Here is an 18,430-nt window from a genome sequence, read left to right on the forward strand (position 1 = left end):
CCGGGTCTGCGGTGACCCGGGACCGTCTCGGATGAAGGTCGGAGACCGTCAGGCCGGCGGCGGATCGGAGCGCGGCGCTGCCGGCGCCGCGTCGGCCTTCCGGCGATCGCGCTCCTTGCGCAATTCCCGCTCGGCCAGCAGCCAGAACTCGATCTCGAAGCCCTCGGGCCTGTGGTTGCGCTCCCAGAGCTCGTAGGCCCGCTCGCGGATCTGCTCGAACGTGATCGTGTCGGACGACCGCGCCGAAGGCTGCGGTGCCGCCGCGTCGGTCCCGGACGCGGTTCCCGGCGCGGGCTCGGACCCAGACTCGGACCCGAGTGCGGATCCGTGCGCCGGTGTCCCCGCCATCGGATGATCCGGAGGCGGACGGAAATCGGGGGGCACTTCCATGGCGCCGGTCTCAGGCGGCCGGCTTGTCGAGATAGGCGGCGACGCTGGTAATCCGGCTGCCGACCATGGTCACTGCCTTGCGCAGCCTCTCCTCGCTGACGCCGAAACGCTGCGCCCACTCCTCGCGTGTGGCGCGGTCGTAGATGTCGATATGCGTCTTGCCTCTGGATTCGGTCGACATGCAGTGCCCGCTCCGGTTCGCCGTGAGACGCGGCCGTGCCGCGCTTCCTGGAGGGACAACCGGACTCGGAGACTTCGGTTGCCGCCGGTCGCGCGGGACGCGCAGCTAGACCGCGAGAGACGTCAGGGTGCGGTCGGAGCGGGGCTGGGGACCGGCGCCGGATCGGCCTCGGCCGCGTCCGGGCGGACCCGCCCCGCCACGAAGGCGGTCAGCAGCGGCACGAGCAGCGCCGTGACCACCACGCTCGCCGCCACCAGCACGGTGGCGGGGCCGGCGGCCTCCTTGTAGGCCGGGTTGGCGGCGGCGATGATCGCCGGCACGGCGGCGGCGTTGCCGGCCGTCGAGGCGGCGGCGACGCCCGCCACGCCGTTGCCGCCGGTGAGGCGGTCGGCGACGAACAGGGCCGCCCCGGTGATCGCCACCACCGCCGCGCCGAGGCCGATGCCGAGGAGGCCCGCCTGCCAGATCTTGGCGAGGTCGAGCCCGAAGCCGAGGGCGAAGGCGAAGAACGGGATCATCACCGGCGCCGCCCCCGACAGGAAGGCGCGCATGTCGCGGTCGAGGTTGCCGAGGATCATCCCGATCAGCAGCGGCAGGATGCTGCCCACCAGGGTCGGCCACGGGAAGGCCGACAGGCCCGCCAGCCCGAGCGTCACCATGGTGAGGAACGGCCCGGATTCGAGGCTCATGATCGCGTAGGCGCCCGCATCCTTCGGGCGGCCGAACTGGCCCATCAGGGCGAGGTAGAGCCCGCCGTTGGTGTCGTTCATGGCGGCGACGATCGCCAGCGTCGACAGCCCCGCGAAGGCGCCCCCGGCTACCGGCGCCTCGCCGAGGATCTGCCCGAACACCACGCCCATGATCGCCGCGACGCCGACCTTGGCGGCCAGCAGGACGCCGCCCTTGCGGGCGATCGCCGGGGCGGCGCGGAAGTCGATGCCCGCGCCCATGCAGACGAAGAAGACCGCCAGGATCGGCAGGGCGCCGTTGAACAGCGCGCCAGTGAACGAGCCGAAGAAGGTCGCGGTGTCCGGGAAGAGCGTGTGGAGGATCGCGCCGAGGAACAGCGGCACCACCATCAGGCCGCCGGGCACGCGCTCCAGGGAGCGCTTGATGGGAATCTGCATGGGTCGCCCTTCCGGTGCCGGCCCGTCCCGAGCCCCGGCACCCGCTGGCCCCCGGGCGGGCTGCTACAACCTTTCGACGAGTCCGCGCAACGCGCGGCCGGACCGGTGCACTGTTGGCCACTGGGCGGGCCCATCCCTGACTGGGCGGGCCCGGCACGATCCGCGGCGACGTCCCCGTCCCTGTCCGGCTCCCCCCGACCCGGAGGCCTCGCCCGGGCGGCGGCCGATCCGCGGCGCGGGGCCGCCCGCTTGCCGCCGCGCCGGCCGGTCGGTATGCCGCGCGACAACCTGACAACGAGCACGCGAGCCGCGCTCGGCCGGGCGGCGCGGCCGGCGCGGCTCCCGCCATGATCCGCCCGACATGACCCGCCTGCGCCTCATCGCCGACGATCTCACCGGCACCCTCGACACGGCCGCGGGCTTCACCGGCCTGTGCGGGTCGATCCCGGTGGCGTGGCCGGAGATCCTGGCGGCGGACGGATCCGGCTGCCTGGCGATCGATTCCGGCACCCGGGAAGGCTCGGCCGCGGACGCCGACCGGATCGTCGGCGCCCTCGCGCCCCGGCTGGACGGCGCCGACATCGCCTTCAAGAAGGTCGACAGCCTGCTGCGCGGCCCCTGGGCGGCCGAACTCGCGGCCGTGCTGCGCACCGGGACCTGGGGGCGCTGCGTGGTGGCGCCGGCCTTCCCGTATCAGGGACGCCGCACGGAGGGCGGGCGGCAGCTCGCCCGGCGCGGCGCGGGCTTCGAGCCGGTCTCGGGCGACATCGCCGAGGGCCTGCGGGCGGTCGGGCTGCCGGCGCGCCGGGCCGACGTGTCCGACGGGCCGGTGGCGGGCGTCGCCGTCTACGACGCGGCGAGCGACGCCGACCTCGCCCGGGTCGCGGATCTCGGCGGCGACGGACCGGTGCTCTGGTGCGGCAGCGGCGGCCTCGCGGCGGCCCTGGCGCGCGGCGTGGCGGCGCCGGGCGACGACCGGCTCGCCGGCCCGGTCCTCGGGCTGTTCGGCTCGGACCGGCCCGAGACCGCGGCGCAGCTCGCGGCCTGCGGCCGCCACCACCTCGTCCTGTCGGCGCGCCACCCGGACCATGCCGGCGCGGTGGCCGAGCGCCTCGACCGGGACGGCGTCGTCCTAGCGAGCCTCGCGCTGCCCGAGGGCACCGCCCGGGAGCACGCCGCGGCGCGGATCGCCCAGACCTTCGCGCGGGTGATCGACCGCATCCCGCGGCCCGGCACGCTGCTGGTGGCCGGCGGCGAGACCCTGAAGGCGCTGTGCCTCGCGCTCTCCGTCGCGCGCCTCGACGTCACCGGGCAGATCACCCCGGGCCTGCCCCGCTCGACCCTGCGGGGCGGACGCTGGGACGGGCTCGCGGTCGTGTCCAAATCCGGCGCCTTCGGAACAGAGGGCGTCTGGCGCGATCTACTTCACGGCAACGGCTTTCCGCGCAGCAGGAGCGACGCGTGACCTCACATCTCGCCATCACCATGGGCGATCCGGCCGGCATCGGCCCGGAGATCATCGTCAAGGCCACCGCCCGGCTGAAGCACCGGATCGACGCGGGCGACCTCAAGCTCGTCGTCATCGGCAGCGCCCCTTCCCTGCGCCGCGCGGAGCGGGCGCTCGGCCTCCTGCCCGATCCCGTTCCCGAGGTCGCCGAGGACGGCGACTGGCCGGCGCTGTGCTGCCTCCAGGCCGACGCGGAGGGCGCGCCGATCGAGCCCGGCCGGCTCTCGGCCGACGGCGGCCGCTTCGCCTACAAGGCGATCGAGGCCGGCGTTCGCCTCGCCCTGGCCGGCCGGATCGGCGGCATCGTCACCGCGCCCCTCAACAAGGAGGCGCTCAACAGGGCCGGCTACCACTATGCCGGCCACACCGAGATGCTGGCGGAGCTGACCGGCGTGCGCGGCTCGGTGATGATGCTGGCCCACGGCAACATGCGGGTCTCCCACGTCACGACCCACGTCGCCCTGGAGGACGTGCCCAAGCGCCTGACCCCGGAGCGCCTGCGCCTCGTCATCGACCTCACCGACAGGGCGCTGAAGGGGCTGGGTCTCGCCCGGCCGAAGATCGCGGTCGCCGCGCTCAACCCCCATGCCGGCGAGGGCGGCCTGTTCGGGCGCCAGGACATCGATGTCAGCGCGCCGGTGATCGAGACGGCCAACGCCGACGGGCTCGACGTGCACGGCCCGGTGCCGGGCGACACGGTGTTCGTGAAGCTGCGCGCGGGCCAGTACGACGCGGTGGTGGCGATGTACCACGACCAGGGACACATCCCGGTCAAGCTCCTGGGCTTCGAGATCGACCCGGCCACGGGCAAGTGGATGGACCTGTCGGGGGTGAACATCACCCTGGGGCTACCGATCATCCGCACCTCGGTCGATCACGGCACCGCCTTCGACATCGCCGGCACCGGCGTCGCCAATGAGCGCAGCCTCATCGAGGCGATCGAGTTCGCCGAGAAGCTGGCGGCGAACCGTCAGGCCGGTTGAGCGCGGGGCAGGCGCACGGGATCTCCGAAAAGCGATCTCCGATCCGCCAGCCCGACCGCCCGGCACCCGTGTTTCACGTGAAACAAAGCAGGAACGAAATCTACCGCGCCTCGGCCTCCTGCCCCACGGCCTCGCAGGCGAACGGCGACGGCGGCGCCTCGACGCCGCGCCAGCGACCGTAGGCCCAGGGGCGGTACCACGCCGCCCGCGCGGGCACGCGCTCCGGGACGAGGTCGATGCCGTGGGTGCCGAACGGCCCGCAGCGGCAGATCCGGGCGAAGCCCATCCAGCCGCCGGGCCAGAGCCCGTGCCGGGCGATGGCCGTGTCGGCGTACTCGGAGCAGCTCGGCCAGTGGCGGCACTGGCGCCCGATCAGGCCCGACAGCGTCAGCTGGTAGCCGCGGATCGCCCAGTGGGCGGCGCGCCGGACCATGCCGTCAGGCGGCCTGCCGCTTGGCGGCGATCTGGTCGAGGGCGTCCACCACCGCGTCGAAGGTCAGGAGCGTCGAGGCGTGGCGCGCCTTGAAGTCCCGCACCGGCTCGAGCACCGCGAGGTCCGACCACGCGCCGCCGGGCGCCGGGCCGTTCTCCTTGAGCATCGACCGCATGGCCGCGCGGACGCCGCGCAGCTCGTCCGCGCTGGCGCCGACCACGTGCCGGCCCATCAACGACGAGGAGGCCTGTCCCAGGGCGCAGGCCCGGACCTCCTGGGCGAAATCCGCGACCCGGCCGTCCTCGCCAAGGACGAGGTCGACCGTCACGGTCGAGCCGCACAGGCGCGAATGGGCCGTGGCGCTCGCGTCCGGGTTCTCGAGCCGGCCGAGCCGGGGGATGTCGGCGGCGAGTTCCAGGATACGGCGGTTGTAGATGTCGTCGAGCATCGGGTCCTCGGCCGGAGGCACACTTCCCATCGGGACTCTGCCGCGTGCATCGCGCATTGCGCGTTACCCCGCGAACGATGATATAGGCGCCATACGGCCGCTTCGCGAGGAGGCGGGCCGTCGACCAGGGTCGCGCCAACGGCCACGGTGGTTCCCACGGCCTTTCGTCCATCCCGGGGCGCCGGCTTGAAACCTTTTCGAGCCCGGGATCTTCCCTCGAACGCCCGACGCGATCCGACGATGTACGCCAAGCCCGACAGCACCCCGATGAAATCCCGCATCGCGCGGGCCGGAGATGCCATGGATGCCGCGCTCAAATCCTTGTCCTACCAGGGTGACGGCCAGGGTTTCGACCGGAACGGGGGCGACGGGCAAGGGCTGAACGGCATGCGCAATGACAATCGGCCGGTGGATGAGGGCCGTCCCGTCGAGGTGGCGCCCGAGCCGGCCTCCGCGACCCGCGTCCCGGACGGGATCGAGACCGGCCGCCCGAGCCGCGCCGAGGCCGAGGCCGCCGTGCGCACCCTCCTGCGCTGGGCCGGCGACGACCCGACCCGCGAGGGCCTGCTCGACACCCCGGCCCGGGTCACCAAGGCCTACGAGCAGCTGTTCGGCGGCTACGCGGTCGACGCCGAGAAGCTGCTGGAGCGCGTGTTCGAGGAGGTGGAGGGCTACTCGGACATCGTGCTGGTGCGCGACATCCCGTTCCACTCCCACTGCGAGCACCACATGGTGCCGTTCATGGGCCTTGCCCACATCGCCTACTACCCGACCCGGGGCGTGGTCGGCCTGTCGAAGCTCGCCCGCGTGGTCGACACCTTCGCCCGCCGCCTGCAGACGCAGGAGACCATGACCGCCCAGATCGCCGACGTGATCGAGAGCATCCTCAAGCCCCGCGGCGTCGCCGTGATGGTCGAGGCCGAGCATCTCTGCATGGCGATGCGCGGCGTCCAGAAGGCCGGCGTCTCGACCATCACCAGCCAGTTCCGCGGCGTCTTCAAGGACAACGCCAACGAGCAGGTCCGCTTCCTGACCCTGGTGCGCGGCGGCGCCAAGTAGCCCCGGGCGACGCCTCGACCATGACCGCGCGCGACACCGCCTTCGCTCCCCCCGGCACCCGGGCCGAGATCGAGGAGGGCACGGCCCTCACGCCCCGGTTCGACCGCGACGGCCTCGTCGCCTGCATCGCGGTGGACGCGCGGGACGGGCAGGTGCTGATGCTCGCCCACATGAACGCCGAGTCGCTGGCCCGCACCCTGGAGACCGGCGAGGCGTGGTACTGGTCGCGCTCGCGCCGGGAGCTCTGGCACAAGGGCGCGACCAGCGGCCAGATCCAGCGCGTCGTCGAGATGCGGGTCGACTGCGACCAGGACGCCCTGCTGATCCGCGTCGAGGTCGGCGGCGACGGCGGCTGCTGCCACACCGGCCGGCGCGACTGCTTCTACCGCAGCGTCGTCCGGGAGGCGGACGGCCGGGTCGTCCTGAAAGCCGCCGGGCGATGAACCGCCCTCTTGCCACGCGGTGGCAAGACGAGTCCGCCGACCCGCATTTCCCGCCCGGAACCGTCGAGCCGGTCCGCGCGCCGCCGAGCCCCGGCCCGCAGGTCGGGCTCGCCCTCGGGGGCGGCTCGGCCCGGGGCTGGGCGCATATCGGGGTGATCCGCGCCCTGGAGGAAGGCGGCATCACGCCGACCGTGGTGGCCGGCTGCTCCATCGGCGCCGTGGTCGGCGCCTGCTACGCGGCCGGGCGCCTCGACCGGCTCGAGGCCTTCGCCCGGGCGCTGACCCGGCGTCGGGTGGTGGGGCTCATCGACCCCCGCCTGCCAGGCTCAGGCCTGATCGCCGGCAACCGCCTGCGCCAGCGCCTCGCCGCGGATCTCGGCGAGCGCCGCATCGAGACGCTGCCGATCCGCTTCGGCTGCGTCGCCACCGAGTACGGGACCGGCCACGAGGTCAGCCTGACCGAGGGCCCGGCGGTGGACGCGGTGCGCGCCTCCTACGCGATCCCCGGCCTGTTCCCGCCGGTGGCCCATGACGGCCGCGTGCTGATGGACGGGACCCTGGTCAACCCGGTGCCGGTGGCGCTCGCCCGGGCGCTCGGGGCCGACCTCGTCATCTGCGTGAACCTCAACGGCGACACCGGCGGACCGGTGGTGCGCGAAGCGCCGCACCCGGCCCCGCCGCGCCGGGGCTTCCTGCAGGTCGTGCGCGGGCGCCTGCCGGGCTTCGACCGACCCGAGGCCGAGATCGCCGTGCCGGGCATCGCCCGGGTGGTGCTCGACGCGTTCAACACCACCCAGGACCGGATCTCGCGGGCCCGGCTGGAGCGCGACCCGCCGGACGTGGCCATCGGCCCGGATCTCGGGGCCTTCGGGCTGTTCGACTTCCACCGGGCCGCGGAGGGCATCGCCCTCGGGCACCGCGCCGCCCGCGCCGCCCTGCCCCGGATCCGGGCCGTGCTGGAGGGCGCGGCCGCGCGGGCCTGAGGGATCCGGGCGCGCTCCGTCCGGAGGGGGCCGTCATCCGGCTGTCGTGGCCGCCTGCGATGGGCGCCCGTGCATGCTGGAGGACCTCCAATGTATACGAGTCGCCGTCAGATCCTGCTGTCCGGAGGCGCCGGCCTCGTCGGGCTGGCCACGGGCCTCGGACGGCCCGGCCTGAGCCGCGCCGCCGACCGGCCGCTCCTGACCCACGGCCTCCAGTCGGGCGACGTCGGCACCGACTCGGCGGTGGTCTGGGCCCGGTCCGACCGGCCGGCCCGGGCGATCGTCGAGTGGGCGACCACCGAGAGCTTCGCCGACATCCGCGGCGGCGTCTTCGCCGACGCCCTGCCGGAGACCGACGGCACCGTGAAGGTGACGCTGACCGGGCTGCCGGCCGGCCAGGACGTGTTCTACCGGGTCCGCCTGGAGGACGTCGCCGCGCCGACCATCGTCGGGCCGGCCCAGGTCGGGCGGTTCCGGACCGCGCCGGCGGACCGGCGCTCGGTGTCGTTCTGCTGGTCGGGCGACACGGCGGGCCAGGGCTGGGGCATCGACGAGGCCCGCGGCGGCATGACGATCTATTCCGCAATCCTGAAGAACCGGCCGGACTTCTTCATCCATTCCGGCGACACGATCTACGCCGACGGGCCGATCCAGTCCGAGGTGAAGCTGCCCGACGGCAGCCTGTGGCGCAACCGGGTGACCGAGGAGGTGGCCAAGCCGGCCGAGACGCTCGCGGAGTTCCGGGGCCGGCACAAGTACAACCTCACCGACCGGAACGTCCTGGCGATGAACGCCGCTGTGCCGATCCTGGCCCAGTGGGACGACCACGAGGTCACCAACAACTGGTGGCCGGGGGAGCCGCTGACCCGGGCCGAGCACCTGAAGAAGAAGTACGCCGACCCGAACGTGCTGGCGCTGCAGCTGCGGGCGGCGAAGGCCTTCCACGAGTACATGCCGATGCGCTTCGAGCCGTCGGAGCCCGGCCGGGTCTACCGCAAGATCGGCTACGGCCCGCTGGTCGACGTGTTCATGCTCGACATGCGCTCCTACCGGGGCCCGAACGGCGAGAACCGGCAGACGGCGTACGGGCCCGAATCCTACTTCCTCGGGCCGCAGCAGATCGCGTGGCTGAAGCGGGCGCTGCTCGAGTCCCGCGCGACCTGGAAGGTGATCGCCGCCGACATGCCGCTCGGCCTCGTGGTGACCTACGACACCGACCGCAATTTCGGCTCGGAGGCGGTGGCGCAGGGCGACGGACCGCCGCTGGGGCGCGAGCTGGAGATCGCCGACCTGCTGCGCTTCATCAAGAGCGCGGGGATCCGCAACACGGTCTGGCTCACGGCCGACGTGCACTACACGGCCGCCCACTACTACGACCCCGACAAGGCGCAGTTCCAGGATTTCGAGCCGTTCTGGGAGTTCGTCTCCGGGCCGCTGCACGCCGGCACCTTCGGGCCGAACGCGCTGGACAACACCTTCGGGCCGCAGCTGCGCTACGTGAAGGCGCCCGACAAGGGCCAGGTGAACCTGTCGCCGGCCGCCGGCTACCAGTTCTTCGGCCACGTGGCGGTGGACGGCGCCACCGAGCAGATGACGGTGACCCTCAAGGACGCGGCCGACACCGACCTCTGGCACGTCAAGCTCGATCCCGTGAAGGCGTGAGGCGGGCGCAGAAAGGAACGACAGGATCCGGGCTCCCCCAACCCTGAAGAGGCGATGATGTTCACAGGTCTCGCGTGGAGACCGACGCTGATGAAGGAGCGCGACGGGCCCTCTCTCCCGTGCGGGAGAGGGTTGGGGTGAGGGACGAGAACTCCCCGGATAGGGCACGCGATCGATGCGCCGACAGGGGGCGCCTCATTCTGTAAGTTCTCATCCCTCACCCTGTCCCTCTCCCGCACGGGAGAGGGGACCGGCGCCCGATCCTGAAACCATCTTGCCAAGGCGGATGGGTGGATCGGCAAGCAGCCCGAAGCGAGGGACGGAAACGCGCGGTGCCGGCGCCCCTACGCCATCGTGATGTAGTCGCGCAGGGCCTGGTGCTCGGCCTCGACGGTGGCGATCTTGCGCGCCACCACGTCGCCGATCGAGACCAGGCCGATCAGCCGCCCGTCCTCGCAGACCGGCACGTGGCGGAAGCGCCCGTCGGTCATGAGGGTCATGACCTCCTCGATCGTGGTGGTCCGACCGCAGGTGGTGACCGCGGTGGTCATGTGGGCCGAGACCGGCGCGTCGAAGGCCGAGCCCCCGTGCCGGGCGAGCGCCCGCATGATGTCCCGCTCGGAGATGATGCCCGCCACCGTCCCGTCGGCCTGGGCGACCACGAGGGCGCCGATCCGCTTGTCGGCGAGGATCTGGATCACCTCATCGAGGGTCTTGTCGGGGCCCACGGTGACGACGGAGCTGCCCTTCTCGGCGAGGATGCGTGCGACGGTCATGGCTCTCTCCCTGTGTGACGCGGCCGGTGCGCCGTCAGCCCGCGGCGCCCTGATGGCGTTCTCGGCCGGGTTGGCCCGGCTCGTTCACATTGTGGCGAGTGTGTGATCGATCCGGCCGGATGGCAAGGTGCCGGGCGTCGATGGCAGGGACTCAGTGCCGGCGCGGCTCCCGGGGATCCACCAGGGGGAACAGGAAGAAGCCCGCGATGAAGCCGCCGAGATGGGCGTCCCAGGCGATGGCGGCGTTCTCGCCGACGAGCGGCACGCTGACGAGGCCGAAGAGCAGGTTGGTCAGCAGCCAGATCACCAGGAACGACACCGCGGTCCGGTTGCGCAGCAGCTCCGGGATCGTCTCGGCGGGACGGGGCGGCGGCACCTGCCAGGCCGGCGCGCCGTAGCCCGAGACCGGCGGCTGGAACACGAACCGGGCGGCGGCGGCCATCAGGGCCGAGATCCCCGCCGAGGCGCCGACCAGCGGCCCTGCGCTGAGCGGATCGATCAGGATGTGGAGAAGTCCGCCGGCCGCCGTGCCGGCCAGCGCGAGCACGCACCAGCGCAGGGCGCCGCAGCGGCGCGCCACCGGGGCGCCGAAGGCTGCGAGCCAGACGCTGTTGAAGATCACGTGCATCCACGAGCCGTGCAGCAGCCCGTAGGTGACGAGCGTCCAGGGCTGGAGGGCGTGCTCGCCCACGATGTAGCGGGCGAAGGCCTCGCGGGCCGCCTCTAGGCCGGGATCGCCCGGATCGGCGGCGGCGCGGATCACCTCGGAGGCCCGCCCGGGATCGAACCAGAGGGTCCAGCGCGCCGGGACCAGCGCGAGGTCGAGGACGAGGCGGATGTCCCAGGTGTCCGGCAGCAGGAACTCGCGCACCGCCTGGATCGCCAGGAGCAGCCCGATCGACGCGGTGACGATGCCCGGCATGTTGAACACGGGCACGCGGCTCTGCCGCGGGAAATCGGGGGAGGCGTCCATCGCCGCACCATGTCGGGGCGCGGCGCGATCGGGCAAGCCCCGGCGACGTATTGAAGCTCGCAAATACCGGTCGGATCGCGGTCCGTATCGCGCACCGCCCTGTCTTCACTCCGGATCCGTCCCGGACGGCTGCGGCGCGCCCGGCGGGGTGCGACGATTGTGTCGCCGGCCACGACGCGCTACCCCCCGCCCCGCGCGGCGCCGGCGGGACCGGCGGCGCGCGGGTGCGGGAGCCGGCACGGCCCGTGCGCCCGGACGCGGTGAACGCCCGGATCGGCCGGTCACACCCCCGCGGATGTGCCAGAATGATCCGGGGATGAACCACAGGCGTTGAGAATCGGGACACCGATGAAGCATCCCACCAGCCGCATGCTCCACGCCTACTGGGAGCGCCTGCGCGGAGAACGGGCCGCGCCGGAACGCGCCGAGATCGAGCCGGGCGAGATCCGGCACCTCCTCGCCGACAGCCTGATCCTGGAACTCGACATGCCGAGCCGCTCCGCGAGCATCCGGCTCGCGGGGACGCGGGTCTGCGCCCTGTACGGCCGCGAGCTGAAGGGCGAGCCCTTCGCCAAGCTGTGGGGCTCCCGGGCGACGGATCCCTGGCGGATCGTCGAGATCGTGGCCAGCGACACGCTGGGCGTCGTCGCGGGCCTGCGCGGCACCAACGCGGCCGGCGAGGCGGCGGATCTCGAACTCCTGCTCCTGCCCCTGCGCCACCGCGGCCGGACGCAGGTCCGCGCCCTCGGCACCCTCAGCCTCGACGGCGCGCCGCACTGGCTCGGCCTGCGCCCGCTGGTGGAGGCGGAGACCACCTCCCTGCGCATCCTGCCCAGCCGCCGGACCGAGCCGGTCCCGCCCGCCCGCACCGCCGTGCGCACGAGCGCGGGCTACCCCGGTCCGGTGCGCCACGGCCACCTCCTCGTCCACGCCGGCGGGCGCGCCTGAGAACCGTATTCGTCCAAGGTTACGCCCGGACCGCGCCGGCCAGTTCGATCGAATCGGCGCGCGCGCCCGAGGACATCTTCGGCGCACAAGTCGATCGCGCACGGCGCGGCCGCGCTCGACAGTGGATGTTTCTACAAGGCCGATAGACCGCGAAGCAGGGAAAAAGGGTTTCGTAACAGTCCGAGCCTAGTCTGCACCGGCCATTCTCCCGGCGCAGGACCAATCTCGGAATGATCGCGGTCGAGGCCACCGCCGGAACTGATCTGCGCGGCCTCGCCGCCGAGCCGGCGCGCGGCGCCGCCGACCAGCGCCGCCACCAGCGCGTGCCGGTCGCCGTGCTCGGCCGCTACATGCTGGCCGACCGCCGGGAATATCCCTGCCAGACCGTGGACATGTCGCCGGGCGGCGTGCGGCTGACCTGCGCGGTCAAGGGCGCGGTCGGCGAGCGCGTGGTGCTCTACCTGGAGCATATCGGCCGCATCGAGGGCGTCGTCGCGCGCACCTGCCCGGACGGGTTCGCGGTCCAGCTCAACGCCACGTCGCGCAAGCGGGACAAGCTCGCCTCCCAGCTCACCTGGCTGGCGAACCGGGAGATGCTGGGGCTGCCGGAGGGACGCTCGCACGAGCGCCTCGTGCCGACCAACACGGCGGTGGTCCTGCGCGTCGAGGGCGGCCGCGAGATCCGGGCGCGCCTCATCGACATCTCGATGTCGGGCGTGGCGATCTCCTGCCCGGTGCCGCTGCCCCTCGGCGCCGCCGTCACGGTGGGCAGCACGCCGGGCCGGCTGGTGCGCTACTTCGAGGGCGGCTTCGGCGTGCAGTTCCTGCTGCCGCTCTCCCCCGACCGCTTCCACGCCGGGATGACGCTCTGACGCGCGTGCGGCCGGACCGGCCGGCGGTCAGATCTTCTTGGCGAGCTGCGCGGCGACCTCGTCGGCCGGCCGGGTCAGGTCGAGGGCGCCGAGGAAGCGGTTCTGCGCGTCCATGATGTACACCAGGGCGGTGTGCTCCATCGTGTAGTCGCCGTCCTTGGCGGGCACCTTGCGGGCATAGGCCCGGTACGCCTTCTCGGTGGCGGTGACCTGCTCGGGCGTGCCGGTGAGGCCGGTGATGCGCGGGTCGAAGCTCGACAGGTAGGTCTTGAGGCTCGCCGGATCGTCCCGCTCGGGATCCACCGTGACGAAGGCGACCCGCATCGTCTTGCCCTTCGACCCCAGGGCAGCGAGCACGTCGGAGATCTGCTGCAGGGTGGTCGGGCAGACGTCCGGGCAGTGGGTGAAGCCGAAGAACACGAGGTGCGTCGCGCCGGCGAAGTCGCGCTCGGTGACGGTGCGCCCGTCCTGGTTCACCAGCGTGAACGGGCCGCCGACGCTCGGCACGCCCACCGGTGCCTTGTCGGGCAGGAACGCGAACACCGCCGCCCCGGTCAGGCCGATGAGGCCGAGGCAGAAGGCGAGGAGCGGGACGAGGGCGCGGCGCATGGGACGGGTTCCGACCTCCGGGGAGGCCGGCACAGCACACAACGGCGCGCGGAGGCAAGCCGGCGCGGTGCCGCCGGCCGGCCGATCGGCGCCGCGCCGGCGCGACCGCTACGGCTTCGAGGCCGGATCCCCCGCGGGGCTCGCCGGGGCGGCGCCCTTCGGCGGCTCCTTGCCGAGATAGACGTATTCCGGCGCCGCCCGGAGCTGGTCCTTGGTCGTGTCGATCCGCGCCTGGAGGGTCTTGCCGTCGGTGCGGTCGAGCTTGAGCACGGACGGGTCGACCGCGACGTATTTCGAGCCGATCCCCAGGAAGCCGCCGACCCCGATGATCCAGGCCTTCACGGCCCCCTTCTGGTCGAGGACGAAGTCGGCGATCTGCCCGATGGTCTCGTTGGCGCCGTTGACGACGCTGGAGCCGATCAGCTTGCTGGCGACCATGTCGTCGGGGGCCTGGGCCACGAAGGTCGGGCGCAGGCTGTCGGCCATGGTGGCGGGCTGGCCGGGGACCGGGGTCGCGGCGGCGCCGCCGTCCGGCTTGGCGCCGTCCGATCTGGCGCCGTCGGTCTGCGCCGAGGCGGTGGCGAGGCCGGCCAGCAGGAGGGCCGAGGCGAGGAGCGGGGTGCGCATCGGAGCAGGTCTTTCAGACGGGGGCCGCACAGGGGGGTCGCGCCGCCTCAAGGTTCTGGCGGGGCTTAAGTTCCGCGCGGTCTCGGCCCCGGCGGGGGCCGGCCCGGCGGTTTGCCGGCTGCGCGTCGGCGCCGGCGGCCTTTGACGGCGGGGCCCTCCGCCCCGCACAAGGCCGGCGCCATGCTCCGCCTCGCCCTCTACCAGCCCGATATCCCGCAGAACACCGGCACGATGCTGCGCATGGCCGCCTGCCTCGGGCTGGCGGTGGAGATCGTGGAGCCCGCGGGCTTCGACGTCTCGGACCGCCACCTGCGCCGCTCGGGCCTGGACTACCTCGACCACGTGGCGATCACCCGGCACCGCTCCTTCGCGGCCTTCGCCGCGTGGCGGGCCGAGGCCGGGATCCGGCTCGTCCTCGCCACCACGGCGGGCGCCGTGCCCTACACGGACTTCGCCTTCCGCCCGGACGATTGCCTGATGGTCGGGCGCGAATCCGCCGGCGTGCCGGAGGCGGTGCACGCGGCCGCCGACGCCCGGATCGTGGTGCCGATCCGGGCGGGCCTGCGCTCGCTCAATGTCGCGGTCGCGGCCGCGATGATCGCCGGCGAGGCCCTGCGGCAGGTGTCCGGGACGGCCCGACCAGATCTCTAGGATCGTGACGCCTCTCGGGTCGGCCGCCGTCTTCGGGAGCGGAGCGAAGCGATCCAGGCGGCGCCACGCTCGGCCGATGTCCCGCTGCACTGGGTTGCTTCGCCGCGCCCGCGAGGACGGGATCGGCAACGGATCGCGTCCGGCTCGCTTGGTACAACGGGACTCATCCTCACCCCGCGAGACGCGCCGCCGCATGGACGACACCGCCTTCACGCCCTCCCGGCGCCACGCCGATCTGGGCCCCGCCTTCTTCGATCCGGTGACGCCGGCCCGGTTCCCGCGGACGATCCTGCGCTACCGCAACCAGACTTGGGCGAAGCGGGTCGGACTGGGCGGCCTGTCCGAGGCGGCGTGGATCGCCCATTTCGGCCGGTTCGAGCCCCTGCCGGGCAGCTTCGAGACGCCGCTGGCCCTGCGCTACCACGGCCATCAGTTCCGCGCCTACAATCCGGACCTCGGCGACGGGCGCGGCTTCCTCTTCGCGCAGCTGCACGACCGCCTGGACGGGCGCCTCCTCGACCTCGGCACCAAGGGGAGCGGCACGACGCCCTGGTCGCGCGGCGCCGACGGGCGGCTCACCCTCAAGGGCGGCGTGCGCGAGGTGCTGGCCACCGCCCTCCTGGAGGCGCAGGGCGTCTACACCTCGAAGAGCTTCAGCCTGATCGAGACCGGCGAGGACCTCGTGCGCGGCGACGAGCCCTCGCCGGCACGCGCCTCGGTGCTGGTGCGCCTGTCCCACGGCCACATCCGCATCGGCAGCTTCCAGCGCTTCCTGGCGCTCGGCGAGCCGGACAACATCGCCCGGCTCCTCGACCACACGATCGCGACCCACAGGCCGGAGCTCTGGCGCGAGGGCGTGGAGGATCGCGGCGTCGCCTTCCTGGAGGACGTGGTCGCCCGGGTCGCCCGGATGGGCGCGCAGTGGGCAGCGGCCGGCTTCGTCCACGGGGTCCTCAACAGCGACAACATCAACGTCACCGGCGAGAGCTTCGATTACGGGCCCTGGCGCTTCCTGCCGCATTACGATCCGGACTTCACGGCCGCCTACTTCGACGAGACCGGGCTCTACAGCTTCGGCCGCCAGCCGGAGGCCCTGTTCTGGAACCTCGCCCGGCTCGCCGACTGCCTGCTGGTGCTGGCCCCCCAGGCGCGCTTGGAAGCGGCGCTCTCCGGATTCGGGCCGGCCCTGCAGGAGGCGTTCGCCGAGGCCCTGTTCCGCCGGCTCGGCCTCGCCCCGGCGCCGCGGCCGGAGACCGACCGGCTGGTCTCGGCGGTCTGGCGGTTCCTCGCGGAGACGCGGGCGCCCTTCGAGCGGTTCTTCTTCGACTGGTACGGCGGCCTCGCGAGCGCGACCCGCGCGCAGGCCGGGCCGTCCGCCGGCCACTACGCGCACGAGGCCTTCGCGCCGGTGCGGGCCGCGCTGGAGCCGCTCGCGCCCGCCCCGGGCGCGCGGCTCGACCATCCCTACTTCGCGGAGGCGCCCTGCACACTCCTGATCGACGAGGTGGAGGCGTTGTGGGCGCCGATCGCCGCGGCGGATGACTGGTCCCTGTTCGAGGCCAAGCTCGCGGGAGTGGCCCGGATGGCCGAGGCCTGCGGGACGGCGCCCGCCTCGGCCTGAGCGGCCTCCTCCTCGGCGAGCCGTCGGCGCTCCTCGGCGTAGCCCCCCGCGATGGCGAGATCGACCAGGCGCCGGGTCAGCCGGAAGGCCAGCCAGAACAGGGCGAGGCAGAGAAGCGTCGCGGCGGCGGCCTTGAGCGGGTCCACGGGGTTCCTCCGGTGATGTCTCCTCGGGCGGAGCGGCCCTCTTAGTGCCGAGGCGGGCCGCGGGGCAATTGGACTTCGTGCCGAGATCGAGCCCGCGGCGCGTCGTCCCGGGCTCGCCGCGCAGCGCCGGACCGGATACCCGGCCGGAACATGCTATGGCGGCCGGCAGCCGGATCCCGATATCCGGCGCTGAAGATCCCTCGATCAGGCGGATACCCGTGCGCGAGACCTTCCACATCGAAGTCCTCGGACCGGAGCCGGACGAGATCCAGACGCGGATCTCCGTGCGGGTCGGCAGCCTGGAGAGCGCGCAGGAGCGGGCCCTGCGGCTGTTCGCCCGCGCCCGGGTGCCGCAGCGCTCGGGCGAGCCGGCCGAGGCGGTCCGGGTGATCGACGGCGCCGGCCGCGAGGTGTTCTATCGAACGCGCTTCGACGCGGGGGATTGAGGCGCGAGGACACCGCCGATGCGCACAGCCCTGATTCTGCCGGTCCTCGTCCTCGCGGCCGGCGCGCTGTTCCTGCGCAGCTACACCCTGCCGCCGGCCCCGGACCGCCGGGGCGGGACCACGCTCCTGCTGACCTGGCCGAACCGCCCGGCCTTCGGCAGCCCCCGGGCCGACTGCCTCGCCGGGCCGCCCGACGAGCCGGTCCTGCCCTGCCTCATCGCCTCCGTCGCCCGGGCGCGGGACGACGGGTACACGCTGCTGCAGCTGCCGTTCTGCGCGACCTGCTACGACCTGTCCGGGCGGATCGCCGTCACGGGCCGCGACGCGGCGGCGACGCGGGCGCGGCTGGAGCAGATCGCCCGCTTCGGATGGTGACACGCGCCCGGGCAACGCGCTCCCGGGCCCGCTCCAGGGTCCGGGCCACCGGGAACAGCGGATCGCGGCCCGCCTCCACCAGCAGATGGGCGATCGGCCGGCGCGCGGTCCAGAAGGTGGTGCCGAGGGCGAAGTCCGGCGGCGCGCAGGAATCGATCCGGTCGATCGGCCAGTCGCCCGCGGCCACCGCCTCGGTCAGCCGGTGGACGAGCTGGACCCCCGGCGCGGTCTCCGGCCGCGTCTCGTCGTTGGCGATCTTCAGCACCCAGGCCTCCCGGCCGGTGACCGGCAGGATCAGGGAGGCCAGGAGCCGGTCGCCCCGGCGCAGGCGCGCGATTCGCACGCCGTCCGCGGCCCCGAGATCGGCACTGAGATCGGCCAGGGCGGCGCGCAGGAAGGCGATCTCCGCCGGCCGCTGCGCCAGGCTCGTGCCGGCCTGACCCTTCCAGCCCGCGGCCTCCAGGGCGACGTGGGCGTCGAGGGCGGGGCCGAGGGATTCGGGCGCGGCGAGGATCTCGAAGGTCACGGGCCCCGCCGCCTCCAGGCGCGCGCGGGCGCGGCGGAGCTTGCGGCGGCGCTGCCCGGAGAGGTGCCCGAGATAGGAGGCCCGCGCCTCCGGCCCGAGGCCGGTCAGGTCGAGCAGGCCGCGGTCGTGCGGCCAGTACGCGGCGCGGCGCCCGCCACACGCCGTCAGGAGTTCAGGCAGGGGGCCGTCGGTCGGAGCGTTCGGCAGGAGGAGGCGCGGCGGCAGGCCGAGGGCGCCCGGCGCGGCGAGCAGCCCCGCCAGGGCGGCCTCCGGGGCGGCGCCGTCGAGGAGCGGCGCCCCGAACGGGGCGTAGCCGTGGGTCCAGCCCACGAGCAGCGGCAGCGGCACGCCCCAGCGGCGGCGCGACGGCCGGAACGGCCAGGCGGCGAGGAGCCGGGCCCCGGGTGCCTCGGGGGGCCGGTCGGCGACGAGGAGGAGCCGGACGCCCGCCCCGAAGGCGTCGCGGGCCGCCAAGGCGTAGCCCGCCTCGTAGAACGGGTTGCGCACCAGGCTCGCCCGACCCAGGGCCCGCCAGGCCGGGACCCAGGGCGCCGCCCCGTCGAGGGGCCGGACCGCCGCCACGAGCCCGCCGGGAAGCGCGGCCGTGTCCGATGGGGTGTCCGACGCGGGGCCTGCCATCGCGG

At 73.7% G+C, this 18,430-nt stretch carries 22 protein-coding genes; 12 read left to right on the forward strand and 10 right to left on the reverse strand.

The features are described 5' to 3' along the window. Positions 1-48 precede the first annotated feature (48 nt). The 3 genes from ASG32_RS35795 to ASG32_RS12795 all read right to left on the reverse strand — a co-directional run bounded on the left by ASG32_RS35795 (position 49) and on the right by ASG32_RS12795 (position 1,698). Complete coding sequence (locus tag ASG32_RS35795; protein ID WP_056526468.1) at positions 49-348, reverse strand: DUF2934 domain-containing protein; 300 nt, start codon at positions 346-348, stop codon at positions 49-51. A gap of 52 nt (positions 349-400) precedes the next feature. Beyond that, a complete protein-coding gene (locus ASG32_RS32415; RefSeq protein WP_020091155.1) occupies positions 401-571 on the reverse strand; it encodes a DUF3606 domain-containing protein in 171 nt (56 codons plus the stop codon). A 122-nt stretch (positions 572-693) separates the two neighbouring features. Next, positions 694-1,698 (reverse strand): 2-keto-3-deoxygluconate permease, encoded by a 1,005-nt coding sequence (locus tag ASG32_RS12795; protein WP_056526472.1) that lies wholly within the window; start codon positions 1,696-1,698, stop codon positions 694-696. Between the two features lie 361 nt (positions 1,699-2,059). Here ASG32_RS12795 and ASG32_RS12800 point away from each other — a divergent pair, with 361 nt between their 5' ends. Together ASG32_RS12800 and pdxA are read left to right on the forward strand one after the other, a co-directional pair. After that, entirely contained in the window at positions 2,060-3,163 is a 1,104-nt protein-coding gene (locus ASG32_RS12800) for a four-carbon acid sugar kinase family protein (protein WP_056526475.1), read from the forward strand. After that, entirely contained in the window at positions 3,160-4,188 is a 1,029-nt protein-coding gene (gene pdxA, locus ASG32_RS12805) for a 4-hydroxythreonine-4-phosphate dehydrogenase PdxA (RefSeq protein ID WP_199866108.1), read from the forward strand. Before ASG32_RS12800 ends, pdxA begins: the two co-directional genes overlap by 4 nt. A gap of 100 nt (positions 4,189-4,288) precedes the next feature. Here the strand turns inward: pdxA and yidD are convergent, their stop codons facing one another. Together yidD and ASG32_RS12815 are read right to left on the reverse strand one after the other, a co-directional pair. Beyond that, positions 4,289-4,621 carry a membrane protein insertion efficiency factor YidD gene (gene yidD, locus ASG32_RS12810; RefSeq protein WP_056526478.1) on the reverse strand — a complete coding sequence of 111 codons (333 nt, stop codon included), beginning with the start codon at positions 4,619-4,621 and terminating at the stop codon, positions 4,289-4,291. 4 nt (positions 4,622-4,625) lie between these two features. Beyond that, complete coding sequence (locus tag ASG32_RS12815) at positions 4,626-5,069, reverse strand: iron-sulfur cluster assembly scaffold protein (RefSeq protein ID WP_020091160.1); 444 nt, start codon at positions 5,067-5,069, stop codon at positions 4,626-4,628. A gap of 240 nt (positions 5,070-5,309) precedes the next feature. Here ASG32_RS12815 and folE point away from each other — a divergent pair, with 240 nt between their 5' ends. From folE to ASG32_RS12835, 4 genes are all read left to right on the forward strand, one after another. Then, a complete protein-coding gene (folE, locus tag ASG32_RS12820; protein WP_020091161.1) occupies positions 5,310-6,128 on the forward strand; it encodes a GTP cyclohydrolase I FolE in 819 nt (272 codons plus the stop codon). A gap of 20 nt (positions 6,129-6,148) precedes the next feature. Further along, positions 6,149-6,571, forward strand: coding sequence for a phosphoribosyl-AMP cyclohydrolase (gene hisI, locus ASG32_RS12825; RefSeq protein ID WP_020091162.1), 423 nt, complete (start codon positions 6,149-6,151; stop codon positions 6,569-6,571). Beyond that, complete coding sequence (locus ASG32_RS12830; RefSeq protein ID WP_056526481.1) at positions 6,568-7,554, forward strand: patatin-like phospholipase family protein; 987 nt, start codon at positions 6,568-6,570, stop codon at positions 7,552-7,554. The genes hisI and ASG32_RS12830 overlap by 4 nt, the downstream gene beginning before the upstream one ends. 90 nt (positions 7,555-7,644) lie before the next feature. Further along, positions 7,645-9,216: an alkaline phosphatase D family protein gene (locus tag ASG32_RS12835; protein ID WP_056526484.1), complete on the forward strand. Its 1,572-nt coding sequence runs from the start codon at positions 7,645-7,647 to the stop codon at positions 9,214-9,216. A gap of 344 nt (positions 9,217-9,560) precedes the next feature. On the opposite strand, the gene ASG32_RS12840 is transcribed toward ASG32_RS12835, so the two are convergent. Then, positions 9,561-9,992, reverse strand: a complete 432-nt coding sequence (locus tag ASG32_RS12840; protein WP_020091165.1) for a CBS domain-containing protein — start codon at positions 9,990-9,992, stop codon at positions 9,561-9,563. A 151-nt stretch (positions 9,993-10,143) separates the two neighbouring features. Continuing rightward, complete coding sequence (locus ASG32_RS12845; RefSeq protein ID WP_056526486.1) at positions 10,144-10,965, reverse strand: rhomboid family intramembrane serine protease; 822 nt, start codon at positions 10,963-10,965, stop codon at positions 10,144-10,146. Between the two features lie 348 nt (positions 10,966-11,313). Here ASG32_RS12845 and ASG32_RS12850 point away from each other — a divergent pair, with 348 nt between their 5' ends. Further along, on the forward strand, positions 11,314-11,913 hold the full coding sequence (locus tag ASG32_RS12850; RefSeq protein ID WP_020091168.1) for a PAS domain-containing protein: 600 nt from the start codon (positions 11,314-11,316) through the stop codon (positions 11,911-11,913). A 230-nt stretch (positions 11,914-12,143) separates the two neighbouring features. Beyond that, complete coding sequence (locus ASG32_RS12855; RefSeq protein ID WP_056526489.1) at positions 12,144-12,785, forward strand: PilZ domain-containing protein; 642 nt, start codon at positions 12,144-12,146, stop codon at positions 12,783-12,785. Between the two features lie 27 nt (positions 12,786-12,812). On the opposite strand, the gene ASG32_RS12860 is transcribed toward ASG32_RS12855, so the two are convergent. Together ASG32_RS12860 and ASG32_RS12865 are read right to left on the reverse strand one after the other, a co-directional pair. Next, positions 12,813-13,394, reverse strand: coding sequence for an SCO family protein (locus ASG32_RS12860; protein WP_020091170.1), 582 nt, complete (start codon positions 13,392-13,394; stop codon positions 12,813-12,815). Positions 13,395-13,502: 108 nt separating this feature from the next. Further along, entirely contained in the window at positions 13,503-14,021 is a 519-nt protein-coding gene (locus ASG32_RS12865; protein ID WP_056526492.1) for a PRC-barrel domain-containing protein, read from the reverse strand. 180 nt (positions 14,022-14,201) lie between these two features. Between ASG32_RS12865 and ASG32_RS12870 the strand changes: the two genes are divergently transcribed. The 4 genes from ASG32_RS12870 (at position 14,202) to ASG32_RS12885 (ending at position 17,260) form a co-directional block, all read left to right on the forward strand. Continuing rightward, positions 14,202-14,672 (forward strand): tRNA (cytidine(34)-2'-O)-methyltransferase, encoded by a 471-nt coding sequence (locus tag ASG32_RS12870; protein WP_020091172.1) that lies wholly within the window; start codon positions 14,202-14,204, stop codon positions 14,670-14,672. A 193-nt stretch (positions 14,673-14,865) separates the two neighbouring features. Then, a complete protein-coding gene (locus ASG32_RS12875) occupies positions 14,866-16,293 on the forward strand; it encodes a protein adenylyltransferase SelO (RefSeq protein WP_082557847.1) in 1,428 nt (475 codons plus the stop codon). Positions 16,294-16,657: 364 nt separating this feature from the next. After that, positions 16,658-16,885, forward strand: coding sequence for a hypothetical protein (locus tag ASG32_RS12880; RefSeq protein ID WP_020091174.1), 228 nt, complete (start codon positions 16,658-16,660; stop codon positions 16,883-16,885). 18 nt (positions 16,886-16,903) lie between these two features. Then, the gene (locus tag ASG32_RS12885) at positions 16,904-17,260 is read left to right on the forward strand and encodes a hypothetical protein (protein ID WP_056526493.1); all 357 of its coding nucleotides are present in this window, start codon (positions 16,904-16,906) and stop codon (positions 17,258-17,260) included. Here the strand turns inward: ASG32_RS12885 and ASG32_RS12890 are convergent. Then, on the reverse strand, positions 17,196-18,425 hold the full coding sequence (locus tag ASG32_RS12890) for a GNAT family N-acetyltransferase (protein ID WP_056526496.1): 1,230 nt from the start codon (positions 18,423-18,425) through the stop codon (positions 17,196-17,198). The two genes, ASG32_RS12885 and ASG32_RS12890, sit on opposite strands and share 65 nt — an antisense overlap. Positions 18,426-18,430: the final 5 nt, after the last annotated feature.

The organism is Methylobacterium sp. Leaf361 (assembly GCF_001424445.1).
Lineage (GTDB): Bacteria > Pseudomonadota > Alphaproteobacteria > Rhizobiales > Beijerinckiaceae > Methylobacterium.